The following is a 24,478-nucleotide window of genomic DNA, read 5'->3' as shown; positions in this document are numbered from 1 at the left end:
CGGGCTGACAAGCGCCATCCATTACTGCTATCTAGATGACTGTTTTTCAGAATGCGACGCAGGTCGTGCCGACCGGCTTACCCTCGTAATTGTCAGCCAGCATAATTGTGTCCAAATCGCTCAAGGAGATGGCCTTGCCGAGCGCCCCTACTCACACCACCGATTCTTCAGTCCTGCTGGTCCAGCTAACCGACAGCCATTTGTTTGCCAATGCAGACGAAAAGCTGCTGGGCATGAGTACCCTTGATAGCCTGAACAAGGTGATCGAGTGCGTCCTGGCTGAGCAGTCGCAGATCGACCTGCTGATCGCCAGCGGTGATTTGTCCCAGGATGGCAGTCTTGAGTCCTACCAGGCGTTTCGTCAGGCCAGTGGGCGGATTCAGGCACCGGCGCGTTGGTTTCCCGGGAATCACGATGAGGTGCCGGCGATGACCGAGGCTGCGCGACAGAGCGATTTTCTCGCGCCTATCGTCGATCTCGGCCATTGGCGTATCACATTGCTGGACTCTTCAGTGCCCGGTTCGGTGCCGGGTTACTTGCAGGATCAGCAATTGCAGCTGTTGGCGCAGTCCCTGAGTGAAGCGCCCGAGCGTCATCATCTGGTGTGCCTGCACCACAACCCGGTGAACATTGGTTGTGCCTGGATGGACCCCATCGGCTTGCGTAATCCCGAAGCGCTGTTTGCCGTGCTCGATCGATTCCCGCAGGTGCGCGCGGTGCTCTGGGGCCATGTCCATCAGGAATACGACCAGCTGCGCAATGGCGTTCGCCTGCTGGCCTCACCGTCCACCTGCATTCAGTTTGCGCCGGGCAGTGTCGAGTTCAAGGTCGACAGCACCGCGCCAGGCTACCGCTGGTTGCGTCTGCACGCAGACGGCCGCCTTGAAACCGGTGTCTCGCGGGTAGAGGGGCTGGTCTTTGAGGTGGATTACAGTGGTCAAGGTTATTGAACGATCCGTCCTGATTTGAGTGGGAAACGTCTGAAGGCAAGTCATCGGGCGGCAGTCCCTGTAAACTGCGCGTCTTTGCTTGCGCTCAAAAGTTTCAGGAGGGAATGTGACCGGCGAACCATCCACACTGTTGTATATCCACGGTTTGAACAGCTCGCCGCGCTCAAAGAAGGCCAGCCAGTTGTCGAACTTGATGCAAACGCTCGGCCTCGGCGAGCATTTGCGGGTCCCGGAACTGCATCATCACCCGCGTCAGGCGATCGCTCAGCTCGACGCATTGATCACTGAGTTGGGTCGGCCGTTGCTGGTCGGCAGCTCCCTCGGCGGCTACTATGCCACTCACTTGGCTGAGCGCCACGGCCTCAAGGCTCTGCTGATCAACCCGGCAGTCACGCCACATCGGCTGTTCGACGGGTATATCGGTACCCAACAGAATCTTTACAGCGGTGAAAGCTGGGAATTGACCCACGACCATGTGCAGGCACTCGCCGAACTGGAAGTGCCCGCCCCGCAGGATCCGTTGCGCTTCCAGGTATGGTTGCAGACCGGTGATGAAACCCTGGACTACCGCAGTGCCCAGTCCTATTACCGAGCGTGCGCCTTGCGCATTCAGCCCGGCGGCGATCACAGCTTTCAGGGCTTCACCGAGCAGTTGCCGGCGTTGCTGAGTTTTGCAGGCTTTGCCCCTGAGCTATTGCAGGCGATTGATTTGTCTGTGCTGTAACACCTGTAGGAGAGGGCTTGCCCGCGATAAGGTCGGAACGACCTTCGCTGTTATCTGCGACCGCTACGCGGTCGATCGCAGGCAAGCCAGCTCCTACAGATATTGACTGATATCCCGAAATTTCACGAACGACTGATGACGAGACCCCATGGCCAATCCCAGCGCTAGCTCTTATAACGCAGACGCCATCGAAGTCCTCTCGGGCCTCGACCCGGTACGCAAACGCCCGGGCATGTACACCGACACCACGCGGCCGAACCACCTCGCCCAGGAAGTCATCGACAACAGCGTCGATGAAGCCCTCGCCGGGCATGCGAAATCGGTGCAGGTCATCCTTCACGCCGACAACTCGCTGGAAGTGTCCGATGACGGTCGCGGCATGCCGGTGGACATTCACCCGGAAGAGGGTGTGTCTGGCGTCGAGCTGATCCTGACCAAGCTCCACGCGGGCGGCAAGTTCTCGAACAAGAACTACCAGTTCTCCGGCGGCCTGCACGGCGTGGGGATTTCGGTGGTGAACGCGCTCTCGAACCACGTTCGGGTCCGGGTCAAACGCGACGGCAACGAATACGAAATGACCTTCGCTGACGGCTACAAAGCCAGCGAGCTAGCGGTTATCGGCACGGTCGGTAAACGCAATACCGGGACCAGCGTGTACTTCGCCCCGGACCCTAAATATTTCGACACGCCGAAATTCTCTGTCAGTCGCCTCAAGCATGTGCTCAAAGCCAAGGCGGTGTTGTGCCCGGGGCTGTTGGTCAGCTTCGAAGACAAAGCCTCCGGCGAGAAAATCGAGTGGCATTTCGAAGACGGCTTGCGCTCTTATCTGCAAGATTCGGTCAGCGAGTTTTTGCGCCTGCCGGATGAGCCGTTCTGCGGCAGTTTCGCCGGTAATAAAGAAGCCATCGATTGGGCCTTGCTCTGGTTGCCCGAGGGTGGCGACAGCGTTCAGGAAAGCTACGTCAACCTGATTCCTACCCAGCAGGGCGGGACCCACGTCAACGGCCTGCGCCAGGGTCTGCTCGACGCGATGCGCGAGTTTTGCGAGTTCCGCAACCTGCTGCCGCGTGGCGTCAAGTTGGCGCCCGAAGACGTCTGGGAGAAGATCGCGTTCGTCCTGTCGATGAAAATGCAGGAGCCGCAATTCTCCGGCCAGACCAAAGAGCGGTTGTCATCGCGTGAAGCGGCGGCGTTCGTCTCTGGCGTGGTCAAGGACGCATTTAGCCTGTGGCTCAACACGCACTCCGAACTCGGCCTGCAACTGGCGGAACTGGCGATCAACAACGCCGGCCGTCGCCTTAAGGCCAGCAAGAAGGTTGAGCGTAAACGCGTCACTCAAGGCCCCGCGCTGCCGGGCAAGCTGGCCGACTGCGCCGGACAGGACCCGATGCGTTCCGAGCTGTTTCTGGTCGAAGGCGACTCCGCTGGCGGTTCGGCCAAACAAGCGCGAGACAAAGAGTTTCAAGCGATCCTGCCGTTGCGCGGCAAGATCCTTAATACCTGGGAAGTCGATGGCGGTGAAGTCCTCGCCAGCCAGGAAGTGCACAACATCGCCGTGGCCATTGGCGTTGACCCGGGCGCGGCCGACATCAGCCAGTTGCGTTACGGCAAGATTTGTATTCTCGCCGACGCCGACTCCGACGGCCTGCACATCGCAACCTTGCTGTGCGCGTTATTCGTCCAGCATTTCCGCCCACTGGTGGATGCGGGCCACGTCTACGTCGCAATGCCGCCGTTGTACCGGATTGACCTCGGCAAAGAGATCTACTACGCGCTGGATGAATCGGAGCGTGACGGGATTCTTGATCGTCTGGTCGCGGAGAAAAAACGCGGCAAGCCACAGGTCACCCGATTCAAAGGTCTGGGCGAGATGAACCCGCCCCAGCTTCGCGAAACCACCATGGACCCGAACACCCGGCGCCTGGTCCAGCTCACTCTGGATGATTACGCGGCGACCTCGGAAATGATGGACATGCTTCTGGCGAAAAAGCGCGCGGGCGACCGCAAGACCTGGCTCGAATCAAAAGGCAATCTGGCCGAGGTTCTCACCTGATGCGAGGCTGGTTCGTCGCGTTATTGCTGATCGCTTCACCGGTATTCGCAGCGCCGCTGGCTGAACTGAAGATGCTGTCCGAGCATGCGGTCGATGGCATGGTGGGCGGTAACCTTTCGGGGCTGGCGTCTTGCAATGGCGAGCTGTGGACGGTGTCGGACCGCGATGATGCTTTGCTGTACCGACTCGATACCTCATCGGTGGTGTGGAAGGCCGAGGCAAACGTCATCGACGTGCCGCCGGTGCCAGACAGCGGCTTGCCATTTGGCTTGCGTTCACTGGCGAAGGCATCGTCGTATGTTCGCGGCGGTGATCTGGATTTCGAAGGCGTGACGTGCGACGCGGTGGGGAACCGTTATCTGGTCAGCGAGGCGTATGCCGCCGTGCTGCAAGTACCGGTCTCCGGTTCGCCGAACTGGCTCAAGCTGCCGCCGAGTCTGGTCCGTCAGGCGCGCGCCAGTGGCATGCTGCAGCGCTTCAACGCGGTGTTTGAAGGCATTGCCATCAATCCCGCCGGAGATCGACTCTGGCTGGCGGCCGAACGTGAAAAGCGCGGTTTGCTGGTGGCGCATCGCGGGCAGACAGTCTGGGGCTGCAAAGGTGGCTGCGTCATGCTCAGCGAAGGCGGGACTCAAGCACTTCCAGCACAAATGGGCGGCCGTGAAGTCTCGCGAGACTTTTCCGACCTGTCGCTGTTCAACGGCAAGCTGTTTACCCTGGAGCGCGCTGCTTACCGGGTTTGCCGTCGTGATCTGGACACCGGGAAGGTCGAGCTTTGCTGGTCATTCGCTGACGATGCGCTGATACCGTCCCGACGCTATCCGCAGATTTATGGGCTGGCCGAGGCGCTGGTCATCGACGCGGAGGGCGCCTGGATCGGTGTCGACAACAACGTTGGTGCGCGAGCCGATGGCGAGAGTCGTCCGATCGTCTGGCGTTTCGCGGCACCCGAGGGCGGCTGGGGCGCCAAACCGTGAGCCAGCAAGTTCCCGGCAAGCGTGCGGGTCGCGTACTGATGATTCTGGCGTGGGGTGCTGCGCTGTTTCTGGCCACGCGCTTTTTTGGGCAATGGGAAGCGCGCCAGGAAAACCCCAACACAGCGGTGACCTCGCAACATGGCGATGGCTATATAGAAGTGCAACTGCTGAGCAACGGCCAGGGCCATTTCGTCAGCAGTGGTCAGATCAATGGCCAGACGGTGCAGTTTTTACTGGATACCGGCGCCACCGACGTAGCGATTCCCGCCAAGGTAGCCGATACACTGCGACTCAAGCGCGGCATGCCGGTGACGGTCAATACCGCCAATGGCCGGAGCGAGGGTTTTCGCACCATGATCGACCGTCTGCAAGTGGGTGATATCGTCCTGCATGACGTACGCGCCCTGGTGGCGCCCGGTCTGGAAGGCGAACAGATACTGCTGGGCATGAGCGCAATGAAACAACTTGAATTCACCCAGCGCGGCGGCACCATGCTGCTGCGCCAGACCACGAAATGATGAGGCTTGCATGAGCGATTCCCTTGACCTCAGCCTGGATGGCGTAGAACGCCGATCACTGGCTGACTTCACAGAACAGGCCTACCTCAACTACTCCATGTACGTGATCATGGACCGTGCACTGCCGCATATCGGCGACGGCCTGAAGCCTGTACAGCGGCGTATTATCTACGCCATGAGCGAGTTGGGGCTCGATGCCGACTCCAAGCACAAGAAGTCGGCGCGTACCGTCGGCGACGTTCTCGGTAAATTTCACCCCCACGGCGACTCGGCCTGCTATGAAGCCATGGTGCTGATGGCGCAGCCGTTCAGCTATCGCTACACGCTGGTCGACGGCCAGGGTAACTGGGGCGCGCCGGATGATCCGAAATCCTTCGCCGCCATGCGTTACACCGAAGCGCGGTTGTCGCGCTATTCCGAAGTGTTGCTCAGCGAGTTGGGCCAGGGCACGGCGGATTGGGTCCCGAACTTTGACGGTACCCTCGACGAGCCGGCCGTGTTACCGGCGCGCCTGCCGAATATTCTGCTCAACGGCACCACCGGCATCGCCGTCGGCATGGCCACTGACGTACCGCCGCATAACCTGCGTGAAGTCGCCTCTGCCTGTGTGCACTTGCTCGATGAGCCCAAGGCCACGATCGAAGAGCTGTGCGAGCACATCAAGGGCCCGGATTATCCGACCGAAGCGGAAATCATCACCCCGCGCGCCGATCTGCTGAAAATGTACGAAACCGGCAAAGGCTCGGTGCGCATGCGTGCGGTGTATCGCATCGAAGACGGCGATATCGTCGTCACCGCGTTGCCGCATCAGGTGTCCGGTGCCAAGGTGCTGGAGCAGATCGCTGCGCAGATGCAGGCCAAGAAGCTGCCGATGGTCGCCGACCTGCGCGACGAGTCGGACCACGAACATCCTTGCCGCATTGTGATTATTCCGCGTTCCAATCGGGTCGAACTCGACGAGTTGATGCAGCATCTGTTCGCCACCACCGAGCTGGAATCCAGCTACCGGGTGAACATCAACATCATCGGTCTCGATGGCAAGCCGCAACTCAAGAATCTCAAGGCGTTGCTCAGCGAGTGGCTGGTGTTCCGTATTGGCACCGTGCGCCGGCGTTTGCAATTCCGTCTGGACAAGGTCGAGCGCCGCCTGCACCTGTTGGACGGCTTGCTCACGGCTTACCTGAACCTGGATGAAGTCATCCACATCATCCGCACCGCCGAACACCCGAAAGCGGAGTTGATCGAGCGGTTCGCGCTGTCGGAAATTCAGGCGGACTACATCCTCGACACGCGTTTGCGTCAGCTGGCTCGCCTGGAAGAAATGAAACTGCGGGCCGAGCAGGATGAGTTGCGCAAGGAACAGACACGTCTGCAATCGCTGCTGGGCAGTGAAACCAAGCTGCGTAAGCTGGTGCGTACTGAATTGATCGCGGACGCTGAAACGTATGGCGACAACCGTCGCTCGCCAATTGTGTCCCGCACTGAAGCCAAGGCGTTGTCGGAAAACGAGCTGATGCCGACCGAGCCGGTCACGGTCGTGCTTTCGGATAAAGGCTGGGTGCGTTGCGCCAAGGGCCACGATATCGACGCCACCGGGCTTTCCTACAAAGCCGGGGACGGCTTCAAGACCTCGGCCGCCGGGCGCTCCAACCAATTTGCAGTTTTCATCGACTCCACGGGGCGCAGCTACTCGCTGCCGGCGCATACCTTGCCGTCCGCCCGTGGCCAGGGCGAACCGTTGAGCGGTCGTCTCACGCCGCCGCCGGGTGCCAGCTTTGAATGCGTACTGTTGCCGGACGATGACGCGCTGTACGTCATTGCTTCCGACGCAGGCTATGGCTTCGTGGTTAAAGGTGAAGACCTGCAAGCCAAGAACAAGGCGGGCAAGGCGTTGCTGAGTCTGCCTAATGGCGCCAAGGTGATTCTGCCGCGGCCAGTGACTGATCGTGAGCAAAACTGGCTTGCGGCAGTGACCACGGAAGGGCGCTTGTTGATTTTCAAAGTCAGTGATTTGCCGCAGTTGGGCAAAGGCAAAGGCAACAAAATCATCGGCATTCCGGGCGAGCGCGTGGCCAGTCGCGAAGAGTACGTGACCGACCTGGCGGTGATCCCGGAAGGCGCGACATTGGTGCTGCAAGCCGGCAAGCGCACGCTGTCGTTGAAGGCTGATGACCTCGAACATTACAAGGGTGAGCGCGGTCGACGCGGTAACAAGCTTCCCCGGGGCTTCCAGCGAGTGGATGCATTATTGGTTGAAAATAGCCTGTAATGCCGGATTAGAGCGTTCGGTCTTCATTTTGCCATGATGGCCGACGCATAATCGCTGGAGTCATGAGCAATATTCACGGATGATATGACGTCTTGAGTCACCAGCGTGGCTGAGTGCCTTCATGTATTTTGTGAGTATTGACGCTGTGGTGCGCCTTGTGGCGACTACCTGGATGGGATGATGAATTTTTTACGCCTTCCTTTTGTTTTGTTAATGACCGGCGTAATTGGGCTTGCCGGTTGCAGTGTGCAACAACCGACTTCGTTGTATCAGCTTGACGCCGGTGAGCCGGGTCAACCTAAACAAAGTGCTGGGCTGGCTGTTTTGTTGGGCCCGGTTTCAGTGGCCGATTATCTTCAACGTGAAACCCTGTTGCAACGCCAACCGGATGGCAGCCTGACGGCATCGACCGATGGTCGCTGGGCGGGCAGTCTGTCTTCGGACATCGATCAACTGCTGTTGCGCCGACTGGCCTGGAAACTGGACAGTCAGCGCGTGGTGCTGGCACCCGCGGTCACCGGTTTTACCCCGGATGTGCAGGTCTTGTTGTCCATTACCCGACTTGATTCGGGCGCAAACCAACCTGCGGTGCTCGATGCTCAGTGGCGCTTGCTCGATCGTAAGGGTCAGGTTCGCGATAGCCGACTGATTCACCTGGAAGAGCCCCATGTCGGGACCTCGGCTGCACAGGTAAAAGCGCAGGGTGTACTTTTGCAGCGTCTGGCCGATCAACTGAGCGTTGCGGTCAAACCATTGGCCAACCAGCCTGCGGACGAACCTAAAAAGCAGCCTGCGGCTCAGGCGCACACGAATAAAGAGCAGGACCAGGGCAGGCCAAAGATTCCCTTGGCTTCGCCGATTCGTACGGATATGGAAGTGTTCCGCTTCTGAGGAAGTGGCTCCACCGCCCAATAAAAAGCCCACAGCGATGTGGGCTTTTTATTGGGCGTCTGTCTGACACCTGCTGGCGCGGGTTTCCCCGCGATGGCGGTATCCGCTAAACCTTGCCCCGGCTCTCATGCATCCGCGCCAGTTGGCGTTCGAGCATGGACGGGTAGGGCTCCATCAGCCGTTCGACGCAGCACGCGCCTTCCGGACTGGCGATAGGTCTGATGCGGGCGCGTTGGCGGATCAGCACATCGTCGCTGATCTTGCGCTCTACCAGCAGCAGGTTGCGGCTGTGTTGTGACAGCGCCAATGCATCTTGCGCGGTTTCAGTCAGCAACAGGTCGATCTGGCTCAAGCCGAACAGTCCGTCACTCAGGGTCAGGCCCAGCTGCAATTGCAGGGTGATGCCGCTGTCGGCGACCTCGATCTGCAAGGCGTGGCCCAGGGCGCGCAGGAGCTCGCCACAGCAAATCGCGTTGGTCAGGTAGTCCTCGCCACTGTCCTGGCTATGGAACAGCATCAGTGTGCTGCCATCGTTCAGTGTGTGCAGTTCGCTTTGATACAGCGATGCCGCTTGATCCAGGCAGTCACGGTAGCGTTGCAGCAGTTCGGTCAGGCGAGCGCGGGGCAAACGGCGCAGTTGATCCTGAGCACCAAGCTGTACGGCCAGTACCGCACTGTGTTGCGGCTGGCTCGGGGCAATCGGAGCGCGCTTGGCCACGGGGGCGGGGGTGGAATGATCGCGCAGATCGGCGAAGGGGTCTTCTTCGCCCTCTTCATCTTCTTCAGCGACGATGCGCCTCGGCGCTTGCGCTGGCGGGCGAGGTTTAGGCGCTTCATCGAAACCAGGTTCGTGCAGGTCGTTCGCGGTAAACCCGGGTTCGTCGTCCTCTTCAGTTTCAAGGTACGGATCGGTGCCAGCGTGTTCGTCGTACTCCGGTTCTGGAACGGGCTGAGGTTCAGGCGGTTCGGGCGCGAACGAAGCGTGCAGTTGACGGGCCAGATCGCCGATTTCATCCTGGCGCTCGGTGGCGGGTGTGTGCTCGTCGATATCGCGCAGCCACACGCGCAATTGCAGCAGCGGCGTTGAAATGTAACGACCCAGGCGCAAGCTCAACGCCAGTGCCAATGCCAGCAGAATTCCGCTGAGGATGCCCATGCTTTGCAAACTGATGGTCATCGGCTGCTGGAATTGCGCCATGTCCAGGCTGATGCGCAGGTGCCCGGCGATCACGTCCTGGAAGGTGATCTTGATCTCGTACAAGCCTTCGGCTTCACCCAGCAGGCCATTTTTAGGGCGCTGACCGGCTTCTGCAAGGATGCGGTTATCCACGCTGTAGATGGCGGCGTGGGCCACCAGTGGGTTCTTCACCAGATTGCCCAGCAGCACGTTGAGACTGAGGATGTCGTTGGACACCAGCAGTTCCGTGGCGGACGTCGCAGTTTGCGTGGTCAGGGCCTGGCCGAGGGCGTCAGCCTGTTCGTGCATGGCCTGCTTGAACTGCAGGCCCATCACGCAGGCATAGATCACCAGCGCCAAGGCGACCAGAATCACGTTATGGCTGGCTATGCGCAAAGCAAGCGGTACACGCCTATGGCGCAATGCCCGAAAGATCAGCAGGAAGAAATTATCGGTTTTAACTGGCGTGGGCCGGTTCACTGAGCACGGTTCTTTTGGTGAAGTTGCCGGGCAGTATAGCGACCGACCCTTGAGCGGCAAAGCGCTCGCTGTGCCCGATGGTCACTGAAAGTGGTTAGAATGCGGTTTTTTTCCACTGCGGGGGTGCGCCTTGCGCGAAATCGTCCTGATAAACATCACTGGTGAAGACCGTCCGGGTCTCACTGCGGCCATTACCGGGGTGCTTGCCCAGGGTGGGGTGAATATTCTCGATATTGGTCAGGCGGTGATCCACGACACCTTGTCGTTCGGCATCCTGGTTGAAATTCCGGGAACCGAACAAGGCTCCTCGGTGCTTAAAGACATCCTGTTCACGGCTTACAAGCTTGATCAGCAGGTGCGCTTCACGGCAGTTTCCGAAGAGGACTACGCGCATTGGGTCAATGGGCAGGGCAAGGCGCGGCACATCGTGACGTTGCTCACCCGTAAGGTCACGGCCGAGCAATTGCAGCGTGTCAGTTCCATTACCGCCAAGTATGGCCTGAACATCGATCAGATCGATCGCCTGTCCGGACGGATGCCGCTCGATACGCCGGCCGATAAAGGCAAGGGCTGCATCGAGTTTTCTGTGCGCGGCGAGCCGGCCGATCCTGGTGCGATGCAGGCCGAGTTCCTCAGCGTGGCGCAAGAACTCAACGTCGATATCGCGTTCCAGCAGGACTCGCTGTTCCGGCGCAACCGTCGTCTGGCGGTGTTCGACATGGACTCGACGCTGATCGAGGCTGAAGTCATCGACGAGTTGGCCAAGGCGGCCGGTGTCGGCGAGCGGGTGTCGGAAATCACTGAGCGGGCCATGCGTGGCGAGCTGGATTTCTGCGCCAGTTTCAAAGAGCGGCTGGCACTGCTCAAAGGCCTCGACGTCAGTGTGCTGGATGAAATCGGTGCTTCGTTGCGCCTGACCGAAGGCGCCGAAACCCTGTTCGCCGAGCTCAAACGATTGGGCTACAAGACTGCGATTCTGTCGGGTGGTTTCACTTACTTCGCCAAACAGCTGCAAGCCAAGCTGGGCATCGACTACGTGTTCGCCAATGAATTGGAAGTGGTCGATGGCAAGGTTACCGGTGTGGCCATCGAGCCGATCGTCGATGCCCGGCGCAAAGCCGACCTGCTGCGTGAGTTGGCGCACAAAGAAGGCCTGAGCCTTGAGCAGACGATTGCCGTCGGTGATGGGGCCAATGATTTGCCGATGTTGGCGATTGCCGGTCTTGGCGTCGCTTTCCGAGCCAAGCCGCTGGTCAAGCAGTCGGCCAAACAGGCGATCTCGACGCTGGGACTGGACGGGATTCTGTACCTGCTCGGCTTTCGTGATCGGGATGGGCGGGGCTTATAGGGTTTTTGCTCCCGCAGTTCAGTCTGCGGGCGCAGGCTTGCCTGCCAAGCGCTACCCGGTGCGACGTCTGCTACAAAGACGTCCACAACGAGTCGAACTCTTCTCCGGACGCTGCGCTGTCGGGTCCACCGACACTGTCTTTGTTACGCGGTGCTTCAATCGTCTGGTATTCGAACTGATTGAAGCTGCCGGTGCCGGTGCGACGCTTGCCCAGGCCTGCACGACGCTCTTCGCCGTTGGTGTTGATTTTCACCTTGTTGCCCTCCTGAAAGGGCAAGCGCGGCGCCAATAACGTCGCTGGCTGGTCGATTGCGCGGACTTCAGGCAGCAGCAGTGCCCGAAGGTATTGGCTGCTTTGCTCGCCGGTGCGTACCAGTTGCAGGCCGCATGGCTGAGCATAGGGCGCAACCAGTTCGATACCCATTTGCGTGCCGCCACCGCGAACCTGACGAATCCAGCGCACGACCGCGATGCTCCAGCCCTGACCGACACCGTCTTGAATACCGACCATTTCCCCTGCCTGTAACTGGGGGGGAACGTCTTTGGGCCAAGCCAGGCAGTAGCCGCCCGGACTGTGGTTGATGACGTTCAGGGCATGGGTCGGGAACGTTTGCTGGGCGTTGGACGCCGGGACGCCACCATCCACTTCGGCCTGCTGATACTGGATCTCCTCGTACGGCAGCATGCTGTCCGATGTGCCATCGCGCTCACTGTCGAACGTCGTGGCCCATGCATCGGTGGAGGCGATTTTGGCGAACTGCGTCGTGAACTGTGCGGCCTGGCTGACGGCGGGCAGTTTGAGCATCTCGCTGAATGACTTCTGTCCGCCCAGGTAATAGTGCAGGGCACTCATCCCGAGGCACAGGGTCAAGGTGCCTTGGCCGGCCGTGCGCTGAAACGTCCGCTCGGAGACGTCGCCCCAGGCTGCCGCCAGATGTTGCAACAGATCCAGGGTAAAGCCGTTGGGTACTAGCAGCGGCGATTGCCCGCGCTTCTCCTCGGGCAAGTCCAGGTAATCCTTGATGGCTGCCGCCAGTGGCAGTGGATTGATGCCCAGCAGACCCGGTAGCTGCTCATCGAGGAACAGTGATTTGTAACGCGGCGGCGCATCGACGTTCTGTGCTACCGCGAACAGACTGGATTCTTCCGCTGGCGATTGCAGCTTGACCAGTGCACTCCAGGATTCGAGGACTTCGGCCAGACGGCCGATATTGAGCTGACGCATCTGGTTGCAGCGCGAACAACCCAAGAGCAAAGCCACCCCATACGTTTGCTCGATGCTCAACGTCTGGGTGTGGTTCGCCAGGCTGTCGGCCACGGCGATGTTATTCAACTGATGCTGACGTGCAATCAGATAAATCTGGTGCATTTCCAGCCACAGGCCCTCCGGTACGGGGCAATACAGTTGGCTGGCGCGAATCAAGGGGCCATTGAGGCAGTGCAATGCGCGCTGCATGGCGGTGGTCAGGAGCGAAGCTCGATCTTTGGTAAGGTTCGGCGAGACGCGCGCGATGATCTGTTTGTAGCCAATGGCCAAGTGGTTTTGCAGGGCCTGGCAGAGGTTCGCCACTTTGCGCGGGCGTTCGTCGAGCACAATCGCCTGACTAAGGAAGTGCCGCTCAAGGTTCTTGCAGACGTAATAGACCTCAGGGCGTAGCAGTTCGAGCAATTGCAGGCGGTTGTCGCTGGGGGTCAGTAACTGGTTGAGCTCGCCCATGCCTTGGTAGAGCAGGCGGGCGGTTTCGCCGAGGTTGGCTTTGGGCAGGCTTGAGATCCAGCGTTTCAGGTCGCGCGGAGTGGCCTCGCAGAACGACAGGCTCGACTGCGTTGGCGTGGGAACACGCTGCAACAGCTCCAGACTTGAATTACTCATTTGCCCGACAAACTCCAACAGCACAACGGCTCGAGCGGCTGCTCATCTGAACATGGCCAGACTCGACTTTAGCAGCATAGCCGTGCAGTCGCAGCCTTTGATGCTCGAGTACTGCCGACGGGCGGCAGTACTCGCCCGTCAGCCTATCGGATCGAGGGTGTTGAACGGTGTGACTTGACGTCACACCTCGGCAGCCAGACCTATGGCTTGTCCCATCTGCACCGGAGTGCCTGCGGCAAGTTGTTCGGCCCACTTCACTTGATCCGGCCCGAACAGCACGATGGCGGTGGAACCCAGCTTGAAGCGTCCAAGCTCAGCGCCTTTCTCCAGATGAATCGGTGCGCGGGCGGCTTCGTCGTAACGCACGGTTTTCAGCTCGCGTTTGGGCGGTGTAACCAGACCTGCCCACACCGTCTCAATCGAGGCGACGATCATCGCGCCCACTAACACCACGGCCATCGGGCCGCGCTCGGTATCGAACAGGCAAACCACGCGTTCGTTACGGGCGAACAGTTCAGGAACGTTTTCGGCCGTGGTCTGGTTGACCGAGAAAATGCGGCCCGGCACGTAGACCATTTCACGCAAAGTACCGGCCAGTGGCATGTGGACCCGGTGATAGTCTTTTGGCGACAAGTAGATCGTCGCGAATTCACCGCCCATGAACGGTGCGGACAGGTTCGCATCGCCGCCCAGCAGTTCGAGCACGCTGAAGCTGTGACCCTTGGCCTGAAAAATTCGACCATGATCGATTGGGCCCAATTGGCTGACAGCGCCGTCGGCAGGGCTGAGAATCGCGCCAGGCGTTTCATCCAGCGGTCGTGCGCCGGGCTTCAGGGCGCGGGTGAAGAAGGCGTTGAAGTGCTCATAAGCAGTCAGGTCTTCGACCAATGCTTGCGACATGTCCACCTGATAGCGCCGGGCGAACCAGGCGGTGAAGGCATTTTTGAACCAGCGCACCTTGCACTCGGCAACGCAGCCAGCCAGACGGGACAGCAAATGGTGTGGCAGCAGGTACTGGCTGAGGATAAAAAAACGCTGTTTCATCAAAATTCCTAAAGCGAAGCATCTAAAAAAGTTGCAGTTAAAAGAGGTGGCAATACTGGTCCCGGTCAGAGGCGATCCGGGCTGATGGCTCGCCTTATTTCTCGACAGGCGTATCGGGGTGATTACCCCATTCGCCCCAGGAGCCGGCGTAACCTTTGACGCGCGGATAACCCAGCGCCTTGGCCACCAGATAGGTGAAGCCGGAGCGATGGTGGGTCTGGCAATGGGTGATCACTTCCTTGTCCTTCGTGATGCCCAGGCTTTCAAGAATCTGCGGCATATCCTTGCGGATACGCAAGTCGCGCGCAGGGTCCATGCCAGCGGTCCATTCGAAATTGACCGCGCCGGGGATATGCCCACCCTTGGCTGCGAGGACTTTTTCGCCTGAGTATTCAGTGGGGCCGCGTGCGTCCCAAATTGCCAGGTCAGCGGCGCCCAGGCGACATTGCAGGTATTCGCGGGTCGCGGTCGGTTCGCTGTGCAGGGTCAATGGCACGGGACCTCCGACGTTCGGCGGAACCTCGCTCGAGAGTGGCCGCGCTTCGGCTCGCCAGGCATGCAGGCCGCCGTCGAGGTAGTGATAGCGTGAGCGTGAGTGACCAATCACGTCCAGCAACCATATAAAGCGTCCGGCCCAACCGCCGCCTTCATCGTCATAGACCACGTAAACCGCTTTAGGGTTATGCCCCAGCTCACCGAACAGGACTTCAAGCTGGGCCTGCGACGGCAAAAGCCCCGGCGCCGGTGGATGGCCCATTTGCGTGCGTTTCGGATCAACGAAGCGTGCACCGGGAATATGCCCGGCGCTGTAGCTCGCGCTACTGGTCAGATCGACAAGAATCAGTTCTGGCGCGTCAAGGCGGGCCAGCAGGTCGCTGGGCTCGATGACCAGCGGCAAGCTAGAGAAGTCCGGCATTTAGTTCTCCAGATCAGAAAAAAGAGGCAAATTGTAGCTTACGCGTCAGGCTTTGCGGGCGCTAAAGCTGCTTAAGGCGCGCTCGATGCATTGCGCGGTTTTACCAAAGGCCTGCACGCTGATTTCCGAGAGGGGTCCACCCCCTTGATCGGCAAACACCAGCATGACCACCTTGCCGTTGCTGCTGAGTGAGCGTAGCAACAGATGCTCGCCGGTAAACAGCCCTTTCAGCTGTCCGGGCAATAGCGCCGAAAACTGCGCGTTGTTGGCGGGGCTCAGGCGCAGTTGGGTCGGTTGCGCGAGCAGGCGCTGCAAGACGGTGCTTTCACTGATTTGCAGCGTGAGGTTGGCCGCGCTTTTGTCCAGCCCTGCAATTTGATGAACGCGCAGGGTGGTCATGTTGCGGTCCGTCATCAATAGCATGACGCGCTGCATGCCGCAGGCCACTAGCGCATCGCGGGCGGAAGTGGTCAGGTGCATTGCGTTGTTGAAGCAGCTGGGCTCGACCAAAAGCTCGGTGCAGCATTTGCGCCAGGCCAGCAGTGCATCGGCCGACGGTGGCGGCGCAGGCAGCAGGCCACGGTGCATTCGCCGTGTTTCCCAGGGCCAGATCAACGCTTCTGCAGGGTGCCAAAGCCCGCGCGCCCAATGTTGGCGAGCGCTTTGCACCGCCTGTTGGTGCAGTTGCTGTTGCACTTCACTCAGGGGTTGTTGCAGGTACAGGCTGGTGAGCAACTGCCAGCGCAGGCTGTGCGGGGTATCCCAGGCCTGTTGCGCCGACAGCGCGATGCCGTTGGCCAGCAGGATGGTATTGGCCGGATGGTTGAGCCAGCGTTGCAGGGCCGGGTCCTCGTCCAGCAGTTGCCGCTGGCGTAACGGGTGGAGATGATCGCGGGAAATACGTATCGCTTTGACCAGCAATCGGCGTTCACTGATCAGCAGCCGATAACCCTGCGTGACCCACATGGGCAGGCGCCAGGCTTCGGCCACTGTCAGGCACAGCTTGAGCAGGCTGACGCCGAACAATTGGGTTTCAACGATCAGCGCCGACTCACCCTTGTGAATCACCCTCAGTTCCCATTCCTCAAGCAGTTTGGGATGGGCGACCGCCATTGGCCACAGCGGCGACAAGAACAGCAAACTGCCCCAGTGAATGTCCTGCCAGAGCCGAGCCATGCGACCGGCGAACAGCCCGTTGGCCTGCTGCGTCGCGTGCTGGCTGATCAGCTGTAACTGACGCAGGGCTGGCGGCATGTCCTGCGGGGCCCGTGCGGGCAGGCGCTGGAGCAACTCTTCGGTACGTTTCAAGCCCAGACGGTTGATGGCAACCTCAAGGCTTTCCGCTGGTTCCGACAAGCCAGTGCTGTGATGATTGGCTTCGCGCAATACGCTGAGTACCAGCGACGGACTTTCCTGCATCAGCTCGGCAATCTCGCGTAACGAGCGGCGGCTATCAGCCAGCGCACCGAGCACGCGTTCGTGGCTGGCGATTGGCACAGGCAAGCGGATGCTCTCCAGTTGCTTGAGCCAAGCGTCGAGGCTGCGTGGGACGGGAAGCTGTGCTGAGGTTTCTGGTGGCATGCAGGGGCCTGTACGGCTAAGAGGTCAGGATAATGTCGTATGCCGGGTTCAAGGACCGATCGACGCCAGACTCCCCGCTGTGCGGGCCGAACTGGCTTTTCGCCTTAACTGACTATAGTCTGGCGCACTTATGCCGATAAGTAGAAGAAGAGTTTCAAGAACTTCCGATCATGACCTCGAACCCGACTCAGTAAGAACTCTCTATCTATGGCTAAAATTATCGGCATCATTGTCGTTTTCGCGAGTGTGCTCGGCGGATACGTCCTTTCTCACGGCAAGATTGCCGCGTTGATCCAGCCTTTCGAGGTCATGATTATCGGTGGCGCGGCATTGGGTGCGTTTCTCCAGGCCAACCCCGGTTACACGACCCTCCTCGTGATCAAGAAGTCGCTGAAGATGTTCGGCACGCGCTTCAATCACGCGTTTTATCTTGAAATTCTCAGCCTGGTCTACGAGATTCTCAATAAGAGCCGCCGCGAAGGCATGATGGCGATTGAAGGCGACATCGAAGACGCCGCAGCCAGCCCGATTTTCGCCAAGTACCCCGGCGTGCTCAAAGACGAGCGCATGATCGCTTACATCTGCGATTACCTGCGCATCATGTCGTCAGGGAACATGGCGCCGCACGAGCTTGAAGGCTTGTTCGACATGGAATTACAAAGCATGAAGGAAGAGCTGGACCATCCTTCCCACGCGGTGACCGGGGTTGCCGATGCAATGCCCGGTTTCGGTATCGTCGCGGCGGTGTTGGGTATCGTGGTGACCATGGCTTCGCTGGGTGAGGGTGACCAGGCTGCGATCGGTATGCACGTGGGTGCGGCATTGGTGGGTACCTTTTTCGGTATTCTCGCTGCTTACGGTTTCTTCGGCCCGCTGGCCACGTCCCTGGCCCATGACGCCAAGGAAGAGCTGAACGTTTTTGAAGCTATCAAAGCGTCGCTGGTTGCCTCGGCCTCGGGCATGCCGCCATCACTGGCTGTGGAGTTCGGTCGCAAGGTTCTGTATCCAGCGCATCGCCCCAGCTTCAGTGAGCTGGAGCAAGCGGTTCGCGGTCGCTGAGTCATGGAAAATAATCAGCCGATAATCGTCAAGCGCATCAAGCGCTATGCCGCCGGGCACCACGGCGGCGCCTGGAAAATCGCCTTTGCCGACTTTGCGACGGCGATGATGGCGTTCTTTCTGGTGTTGTGGCTGATGTCCTCGGCCACTCCAGAGCAGAAACTTGCTATTGCCGGGTACTTCAAAGACCCGATCGGGTTCACCGAAAGTGGCACGCCGTTCATCATTGACCTGGGTGGTTCACCAACGCTTGCGCCCGACAAAACCTTGAACCCTGAGGTCGAGACCGTGCCCCAGCAAGAAAAAATCAAGGTCGAGAGCGAAAAGGTTGACGCCGTTGCAGAGCAAGTCGAGCAGGAGCGTCTGGACATGCTGCTGCAAGAGCTGCAGAACAAGGTCGAGGAAAATCCGGAACTGAAGAAGTTCAAGGACCAGATCCTGTTCGAAATCACCCAGGACGGCTTGCGCATACAGATCATGGACGCTGCAAATCGGCCGATGTTCGACATCGGCAGCGCTCGTTTGAAACCGTATTTCGAAGATATTCTGCTGGCCATGGCGGACACCATCCGCACAGTGCCAAACAAGATCAGCATCAGCGGTCATACGGACGCTACGCCTTATGCCGGGACCAAAGAGTTCGGCAACTGGGAGCTGTCGTCGAACCGAGCCAACGCGGCGCGTCGGGCGTTGGTTGCGGGTGGTTATCCTGAATCGCAAGTGGCGCGCGTCGTCGGATACGCGTCGTCATCCTTGTACGATCACGAAAATCCGCAGAACCCGGTGAACCGTCGAATCGACATCATTGTGCTGACCAAGAAAGCCCAGCAGCGCATCGAGGGTAATCAGGCTGCACCGCAAACACCTGAGTCAGGGACACCGGCCCCCGGTGCCGCAGCTCCGGCGGGCACCCCGGGCGCTTCAGCTCGTCCGGCTCCGGTTGCCCCGCAAGCACCCCTGCAACCCCATGAGCTGCGGGGCAAGCTCAACATCTTTGAAGATGGCGTGTTGAAGATGGATGAGACTAAGAAGTAGGACGAGTCAGCAGGTGCAAAAAAGCCGCGATGATCGCGGCTTTTTACTGCGTGCAGGAAAGCTTAGTAACTGTTTTCAGGCAGGCTGGCGATGATCGAGCGGTAGCTGTTCATCCGTTGTTGCTGAACGCGCCCTTCTTCAAGGGCCTTGAGCAGGGCGCAGCCCGGTTCGCGATCATGTTTGCAGTCGCGGAAACGGCAGGTTCCGATCAAATCATTGAACTCGATGAAGCCAGCTTCAACGTCGGCGCGGCTGACATGGCCCAGGCCGAACTCGCGAATCCCCGGGGAGTCGATCAAGTCGCCGCCACGTGGAAAGTGGAACAGGCGCGCAGTGGTCGTGGTGTGAGTGCCCTGACCCGAAAGCTCGGAAAGCGGGCCGACACGGGCTTCGACTTCCGGGAGCAAGCTGTTGACCAGCGATGATTTACCGACACCGGACTGACCGACAAACACGCTGATATGCCCGTCCAGCTGGGTTTGCAGCTGCTGCATGCCGTCGCCTTGATGGGCGGACACTTCCAGTAATGGATAGCCCAACTGCCGATAAACGGCTAACAACGCATTGAGCGCCGGAGCGTTTTGATCGTCGATCAGGTCAGCCTTGTTCAACAGCAGCAGAGGACGAATCCCCGCGTGTTCGGCGGCGACCAGATAACGGTCGATCAGGTTGGCGTGCGGCTCCGGCATTGGCGCGAAGACGATCACGATCAGGTCGACGTTGGCGGCAACCGGCTTGAGCTGACCACGGCTGTCCGGGCGGCAAAGCTCGGTTGTGCGGGGCAGTTGCGCGACGATGACGCCGATACCCTGATTACCGGCACGCCAGACAACCCGGTCGCCGGTGACCAGCGCTGGCAAGTTGGCGCGCAAGTGACAACGGAACACCTGGCCGGTTTGCTCGCCTTCCTGTGCCTCGACTTCGACCTGCACACCAAAGTGAGCGATCACAAGCCCTATTTGCTCAGGGCCGAGATCACCGCCCTCAAGTGTTTCAAGGGTTTGCGATTCACGTTTGGCGGCGCGAGAAGCGCGCTCGCCTTGAATCTTTTCGATGCGCCAGTTTTGGCGACGATTGAGTTGGCGTTTGGCCATGGGTGTTCCGAGTCGATAAAGCAGCTGATTAGGTAAAACGCCGCAAGTCTAGCATGTCCCGCTAGGCTAAACTGCGCACCTAAGTTGAGGAGTCGCGACATGCCCACGCAAGAAAAATTTAGTAAGCAGAACCTGATTTGGATCGACCTGGAAATGACCGGTCTGGACCCGGATACCGACGTTATTATCGAGATGGCGACCATCATCACCGACAGCGAACTGAACACGCTGGCTGAAGGCCCGGTGATTGCCGTGCATCAAAGTGACGAGACGCTGGCCCGCATGGACGAGTGGAACACCCGTCAACACGGCGGCTCTGGCTTGACGCAACGGGTCCGCGACAGCCGCATCAGTGCCGCTGAGGCCGAAGCGCAGACCCTGGCGTTTATCCAGCAATGGGTGCCGGAGCGCAGTTCGCCGATCTGCGGTAACAGCATTTGTCAGGATCGTCGCTTCCTGTACCGGCACATGCCGACGCTGGAACACTACTTTCATTACCGCAACCTCGATGTTTCCACGCTTAAAGAGCTGGCAGCCCGTTGGGCGCCAAACTTGAAGAAGTTCGAAAAGGGCGGCTCCCATCTGGCGATGGACGATATTCGCGAATCGATCGGCGAATTGCGTCACTACCGTGAGCACTTCATCAAGGTGTGACAGGTAGATCGCGTCATGTGAGCACGGAGGTGTGGCGATAAATTTCGCCGCGCCCTCTTTTGGTGCTTCGTCTGACTGGTTAGACTGCGCGGCTTTATCGCGGGGACTCCGCCATGTTGCTGATGCTTTATCTAATCGCCATCACTGCTGAGGCCATGACGGGTGCGCTGTCAGCCGGTCGTCGGGGGATGGACTGGTTTGGCGTGGTGCTGATTGCCTGCGTCACCGCACTGGGCGGCGGTTCGGTCCGCGACGTGTTGTTGGGGCATTACCCACTGACCTGGGTCAAACACCCGGAATACCTGATCCTGACCAGCGTCGCGGCGTTGGTGACCATCTTTATCGCGCCATTGATGCGCCATCTGCGTTCGTTGTTTCTGGTGCTGGATGCGGTGGGATTGGTGGCGTTCACGCTGATCGGCTGCATGACAGCGCTGGAGACCGGGCACGGCATGCTGGTGGCGTCAGTCTGCGGGGTGATTACCGGGGTATTTGGCGGCATCTTGCGGGACATCTTCTGCAACGACATCCCATTGATTTTCCGTCGCGAACTCTACGCCAGCGTGTCATTCGTGGCGGCCTGGTGCTACCTGCTCTGCCAATACCTGGGGTTACCCAATGAGCAGGCGATTCTGATCACCTTGTTTGGCGGCTTTTTGTTGCGGCTGTTAGCTATCCGTTTTCGCTGGGAAATGCCCAAGTTCGTTTACAACGACGAGCCGTAAACACCTGCACCGTTTCACCGACCATGCTGCTTCAACGCCCATTCCACATGCTCTCGCACCAGCTCTGACGGGTAGTCGCGTCGAGCCTCCAGTGCTTCCAGCACGGGAATGGTCGACGGTGCATTGCCCAGCCCAACCGCCAGGTTGCGTAACCAGCGTTCATAGCCGGCGCGGCGCAGGGGTGAGCCTTCGGTGTTGCTGAGGAAGGTTGTTTCATCCCACAGGAACAACTCGGCCAGCCCTGCGTTGTCTAGACTATGCCGTGGCTGAAAATCACCTTGGGTGGTGGGTCTGGCGAAGCGATTCCAGGGGCAGACGATCTGGCAGTCATCGCAACCGAACACGCGATTGCCGATCAGTGGGCGCAGTTCTTCAGGGATCGCCGTCTTGAGTTCGATGGTCAGGTAGGAAATGCAGCGTCGGGCGTCCAGCACGTAAGGGCCGACGAACGCGGCGGTAGGACAGATGTCCAGGCAGGCCGTGCAGCGCCCGCAATGTTCGCTGGTATGGGGCGGGTCGACTGGCAGCGGCAGGTCGACGAACAATTCACTGAGGAAAAAATAGCTGCCAGCCTTGCGATTGAGTATCAGGGTGTTTTTGCCGATCCAGCCCAGCCCGGCTTGTTCGGCGATGGCTTTTTCCAGTACCGGCGCACTGTCGACGAACGCTCGATAACCAAACGGGCCGATGGCCTGCTGGATACGCTCGGCCAGTTGCTGGACGCGTTTGCGGATCAGCTTGTGATAGTCGCGGCCCAGGGCATAGCGCGAGACGTAGGCTTTTTCCGGCTGGGCCAGACGTTGCGCCATTTCGGTGTCGCCCGGCAGATAGTCCATGCGCAGCGACACCACGCGCAGCGTCCCCGGCACCAGCTCTTCCGGGTGCGAACGCTTGCTCCCGTGGGCGGCCATATAGTCCATCTCGCCGTGATAACCCGCATCGAGCCAGCGTTGCAGGTGCTGTTCATGCTCAGCCAGATCCAGGCCGGCGATCCCGACTTGCTGGAAGCCCAACTCGCGTCCCCAGTCCTTGATCGATTGGGCAAGGGCGGCCAGGTCGGCAGTAATTGGCGGATTGGCAATAATAGCGGGCATGCGAAGAGGAAACCGGAGCGGAGGTGCGTATAATTCTGCCAGACATCGGAGCCTATGACGCATGTTGCCAACTAAACCCGACGCATTGTACTGCGCAGCCCACGTGCGAGACCTCGACGCGCGCCTGATTGCGGCTGGCACGCCTGGTATTGAATTGATGCAGCGTGCAGCCCATGCGACGTGGCGAGCGTTGCGGCGGCATTGGCCGGAGGCGCGTGAATTGACCGTGCTGGCAGGGCGCGGGAATAACGCCGGTGACGGTTATCTGGTCGCGGCGCTGGCCCGGCGAGCGGGCTGGCAGGTGGTGGTGCGGGCGGTGGGTGATCCTGCGCAATTGTCCGGCGACGCCTTGCAGGCGCACGCCGAGGCGGTGAAGGCGGGCGTCAGCATCGTGCGCTGGTCCGCTGAGCAGGTGCTGAGTGGCATTGTCCTTGATGCGCTGCTCGGGACGGGCCTGAGCGGTGAGGTGCGAGAGCCTTACCGCAGCGCGATCAATACGATCAATGCCAGTGGTCTGCCTGTCGTGGCAGTCGATATTCCTTCCGGTGTGTGTGCCGACACCGGTAAAACCCTTGGCGTTGCGGTGCGGGCTCAGCTCACGGTGACCTTTATCGGCCTTAAGCTGGGGTTGCTCACCGGCGATGCCGTGGATCGGGTTGGCGAGTTGGTCTTCGATGACCTGCAGGCCGATCCGCTGATCGTGGCGCAAACGCCCGTCAGTGCTAAGCGCCTGGATACGTTTAATTTGCCGCGTCTGGCCGCTCGACCTGCCTCGGCGAACAAGGGCCTGTTCGGTCGCGTGCTGGTGATTGGCGGTGATCACGGTTTTGGTGGCGCGGCCCTGTTGTCGGCAGAAAGCGCTTTGCGCAGTGGTGCTGGCATGGTGACGCTCGCGACCCGTGGTGAGCATGTGCCGGCCGCGCTGACGCGGGTTCCGGAAGTCATGAGCGCGGGCATCAGCTCCGCCAATCAGCTGCGCGCCTTGATCGAGCCGGCTGCCGTGCTGGTGGTAGGACCTGGTTTGGGTCAGGCCAGTTGGGGGCGCAGCCTGTTGTCGGCGGCGGCCAATGCCCAGCGTCCGCAAGTGTGGGACGCCGATGCGCTGAATGTGTTGGCTGTCGGCGTCGTGACTCTGCCGCCCGATAGCGTGATTACCCCGCATCCAGGCGAAGCGGCGCGGTTGCTGGGAGTCAGCACTCAGGCGATTCAGGCGGATCGTCCGGCTGCGGCGCAGGCGCTGGCGCAGAAATACAAGACGGTTGTCGTCCTCAAAGGGGCGGGCAGCCTGATTGCCAGCGTCGATGGGCGGCTGGCGTTGTGTGATCACGGTCATCCGGCGATGGCCACGGCTGGTTTGGGCGATGTGCTGGCTGGACTGGTCGGGGCGTTGATGGCGCAGAAGCTGCCGGCGTTCGAGGCGGCGTGCCTGGCGGTCTGGTTACACGCCAGCGCGGGCGAGCGTGCAGGAAAATCGGGCCGGGGGCTGGCGGCCAGTGATGTCATTCCAGCCATTCGTCAGTTATTAGAGGAACAGTCACCGTGTCTGAACTAACGCTGCACCTGGCCAATGAAGACGCCATGATGAGCTTCGGTTCACGTATCGCTCAGGTTACCGAAGGGCTTGGGGTGATCTTTCTCGAAGGCGACCTCGGTGCGGGCAAAACCACCCTGTCGCGCGGGATTATCCGGGGCTTTGGGCATGTCGGCGCCGTCAAAAGCCCGACCTTCACCCTGGTCGAACCCTATGAAATCGGAACGGTTCGGGCCTTTCACTTTGATCTGTACAGGCTGGTCGATCCGGAGGAGCTAGAGTACATGGGTATCCGTGATTACTTCGACGGAAGTGCGCTTTGCCTGATCGAGTGGCCCCAACGTGGTGCGGGCTTTTTGCCAAAGCCCGACCTGACCATTACCATTAGGCCGCATGCGGAAGGTCGATCACTGACTTTGAGCCCGAGAGGCTCGCGTGGCGAAACCTGGTGTGCCGCTTTGGCTTTGGAATTCAAATAAATGATG

The 24,478-nt window shown here is 59.8% G+C and carries 21 protein-coding genes; 14 read left to right on the top strand and 7 right to left on the bottom strand.

Annotated elements, in window-relative coordinates; all coding sequences use genetic code 11:
- Positions 1-128 precede the first annotated feature (128 nt).
- The 7 genes from cpdA (at position 129) to AC1MEA_RS05010 (ending at position 8,382) form a co-directional block, all read left to right on the top strand.
- Positions 129-950: a 3',5'-cyclic-AMP phosphodiesterase gene (cpdA, locus tag AC1MEA_RS05040; RefSeq protein ID WP_480918098.1), complete on the top strand. Its 822-nt coding sequence runs from the start codon at positions 129-131 to the stop codon at positions 948-950.
- 106 nt (positions 951-1,056) lie between these two features.
- Positions 1,057-1,674, top strand: a complete 618-nt coding sequence (locus AC1MEA_RS05035; RefSeq protein WP_480917003.1) for a YqiA/YcfP family alpha/beta fold hydrolase — start codon at positions 1,057-1,059, stop codon at positions 1,672-1,674.
- Between the two features lie 148 nt (positions 1,675-1,822).
- Positions 1,823-3,727, top strand: coding sequence for a DNA topoisomerase IV subunit B (parE, locus tag AC1MEA_RS05030; RefSeq protein ID WP_480917002.1), 1,905 nt, complete (start codon positions 1,823-1,825; stop codon positions 3,725-3,727).
- Positions 3,727-4,704 carry an esterase-like activity of phytase family protein gene (locus AC1MEA_RS05025; protein WP_480917001.1) on the top strand — a complete coding sequence of 326 codons (978 nt, stop codon included), beginning with the start codon at positions 3,727-3,729 and terminating at the stop codon, positions 4,702-4,704. Before parE ends, AC1MEA_RS05025 begins: the two co-directional genes overlap by 1 nt.
- Positions 4,701-5,222, top strand: coding sequence for a retropepsin-like aspartic protease family protein (locus AC1MEA_RS05020; protein WP_480917000.1), 522 nt, complete (start codon positions 4,701-4,703; stop codon positions 5,220-5,222). Before AC1MEA_RS05025 ends, AC1MEA_RS05020 begins: the two co-directional genes overlap by 4 nt.
- A 10-nt stretch (positions 5,223-5,232) precedes the next feature.
- Positions 5,233-7,491, top strand: a complete 2,259-nt coding sequence (parC, locus tag AC1MEA_RS05015) for a DNA topoisomerase IV subunit A (protein WP_449634026.1) — start codon at positions 5,233-5,235, stop codon at positions 7,489-7,491.
- Positions 7,492-7,671: 180 nt separating this feature from the next.
- Complete coding sequence (locus AC1MEA_RS05010; protein ID WP_480916999.1) at positions 7,672-8,382, top strand: PqiC family protein; 711 nt, start codon at positions 7,672-7,674, stop codon at positions 8,380-8,382.
- 106 nt (positions 8,383-8,488) lie between these two features.
- Here AC1MEA_RS05010 and AC1MEA_RS05005 read toward each other — a convergent pair whose 3' ends face one another.
- The gene (locus AC1MEA_RS05005; protein ID WP_480916998.1) at positions 8,489-10,039 is read right to left on the bottom strand and encodes a histidine kinase; all 1,551 of its coding nucleotides are present in this window, start codon (positions 10,037-10,039) and stop codon (positions 8,489-8,491) included.
- Positions 10,040-10,169: 130 nt separating this feature from the next.
- On the opposite strand from AC1MEA_RS05005, the gene serB reads away from it, so the two are divergent.
- Positions 10,170-11,387, top strand: a complete 1,218-nt coding sequence (gene serB / locus AC1MEA_RS05000; protein WP_219062415.1) for a phosphoserine phosphatase SerB — start codon at positions 10,170-10,172, stop codon at positions 11,385-11,387.
- 70 nt (positions 11,388-11,457) lie between these two features.
- On the opposite strand, the gene AC1MEA_RS04995 is transcribed toward serB, so the two are convergent.
- From AC1MEA_RS04995 to AC1MEA_RS04980, 4 genes are all read right to left on the bottom strand, one after another.
- Complete coding sequence (locus tag AC1MEA_RS04995) at positions 11,458-13,260, bottom strand: molecular chaperone (protein WP_480916997.1); 1,803 nt, start codon at positions 13,258-13,260, stop codon at positions 11,458-11,460.
- A gap of 180 nt (positions 13,261-13,440) precedes the next feature.
- On the bottom strand, positions 13,441-14,304 hold the full coding sequence (asd, locus tag AC1MEA_RS04990; RefSeq protein WP_480916996.1) for an archaetidylserine decarboxylase: 864 nt from the start codon (positions 14,302-14,304) through the stop codon (positions 13,441-13,443).
- Positions 14,305-14,398: 94 nt separating this feature from the next.
- Positions 14,399-15,220: a thiosulfate sulfurtransferase gene (gene rhdA, locus AC1MEA_RS04985; RefSeq protein WP_480916995.1), complete on the bottom strand. Its 822-nt coding sequence runs from the start codon at positions 15,218-15,220 to the stop codon at positions 14,399-14,401.
- Between the two features lie 45 nt (positions 15,221-15,265).
- Entirely contained in the window at positions 15,266-16,801 is a 1,536-nt protein-coding gene (locus AC1MEA_RS04980; protein WP_449634024.1) for an HDOD domain-containing protein, read from the bottom strand.
- Between the two features lie 207 nt (positions 16,802-17,008).
- On the opposite strand from AC1MEA_RS04980, the gene motA reads away from it, so the two are divergent.
- Together motA and motB are read left to right on the top strand one after the other, a co-directional pair.
- Positions 17,009-17,860 carry a flagellar motor stator protein MotA gene (motA, locus tag AC1MEA_RS04975; RefSeq protein WP_449634023.1) on the top strand — a complete coding sequence of 284 codons (852 nt, stop codon included), beginning with the start codon at positions 17,009-17,011 and terminating at the stop codon, positions 17,858-17,860.
- A 3-nt stretch (positions 17,861-17,863) separates the two neighbouring features.
- Positions 17,864-18,895 carry a flagellar motor protein MotB gene (gene motB, locus AC1MEA_RS04970; RefSeq protein WP_480916994.1) on the top strand — a complete coding sequence of 344 codons (1,032 nt, stop codon included), beginning with the start codon at positions 17,864-17,866 and terminating at the stop codon, positions 18,893-18,895.
- Between the two features lie 62 nt (positions 18,896-18,957).
- Here motB and rsgA read toward each other — a convergent pair whose 3' ends face one another.
- Entirely contained in the window at positions 18,958-19,989 is a 1,032-nt protein-coding gene (gene rsgA, locus AC1MEA_RS04965; RefSeq protein ID WP_219062421.1) for a small ribosomal subunit biogenesis GTPase RsgA, read from the bottom strand.
- 99 nt (positions 19,990-20,088) lie between these two features.
- Here rsgA and orn point away from each other — a divergent pair, with 99 nt between their 5' ends.
- Positions 20,089-20,643, top strand: coding sequence for an oligoribonuclease (gene orn, locus AC1MEA_RS04960; protein ID WP_219062422.1), 555 nt, complete (start codon positions 20,089-20,091; stop codon positions 20,641-20,643).
- Between the two features lie 113 nt (positions 20,644-20,756).
- Positions 20,757-21,368: a trimeric intracellular cation channel family protein gene (locus AC1MEA_RS04955; protein WP_219062423.1), complete on the top strand. Its 612-nt coding sequence runs from the start codon at positions 20,757-20,759 to the stop codon at positions 21,366-21,368.
- Between the two features lie 14 nt (positions 21,369-21,382).
- Here AC1MEA_RS04955 and queG read toward each other — a convergent pair whose 3' ends face one another.
- The gene (gene queG / locus AC1MEA_RS04950; protein WP_480916993.1) at positions 21,383-22,462 is read right to left on the bottom strand and encodes a tRNA epoxyqueuosine(34) reductase QueG; all 1,080 of its coding nucleotides are present in this window, start codon (positions 22,460-22,462) and stop codon (positions 21,383-21,385) included.
- Between the two features lie 61 nt (positions 22,463-22,523).
- Between queG and AC1MEA_RS04945 the strand changes: the two genes are divergently transcribed.
- Both AC1MEA_RS04945 and tsaE read left to right on the top strand, forming a co-directional pair.
- Complete coding sequence (locus AC1MEA_RS04945) at positions 22,524-24,014, top strand: NAD(P)H-hydrate dehydratase (protein ID WP_480916992.1); 1,491 nt, start codon at positions 22,524-22,526, stop codon at positions 24,012-24,014.
- On the top strand, positions 24,002-24,472 hold the full coding sequence (gene tsaE / locus AC1MEA_RS04940; protein ID WP_449634019.1) for a tRNA (adenosine(37)-N6)-threonylcarbamoyltransferase complex ATPase subunit type 1 TsaE: 471 nt from the start codon (positions 24,002-24,004) through the stop codon (positions 24,470-24,472). Before AC1MEA_RS04945 ends, tsaE begins: the two co-directional genes overlap by 13 nt.
- Positions 24,473-24,478 lie beyond the last annotated feature (6 nt).

The sequence above is a fragment of the Pseudomonas sp. ASL8 genome, assembly GCF_056680355.1.
This window is presented reverse-complemented; position numbering and strand designations above follow the sequence as displayed.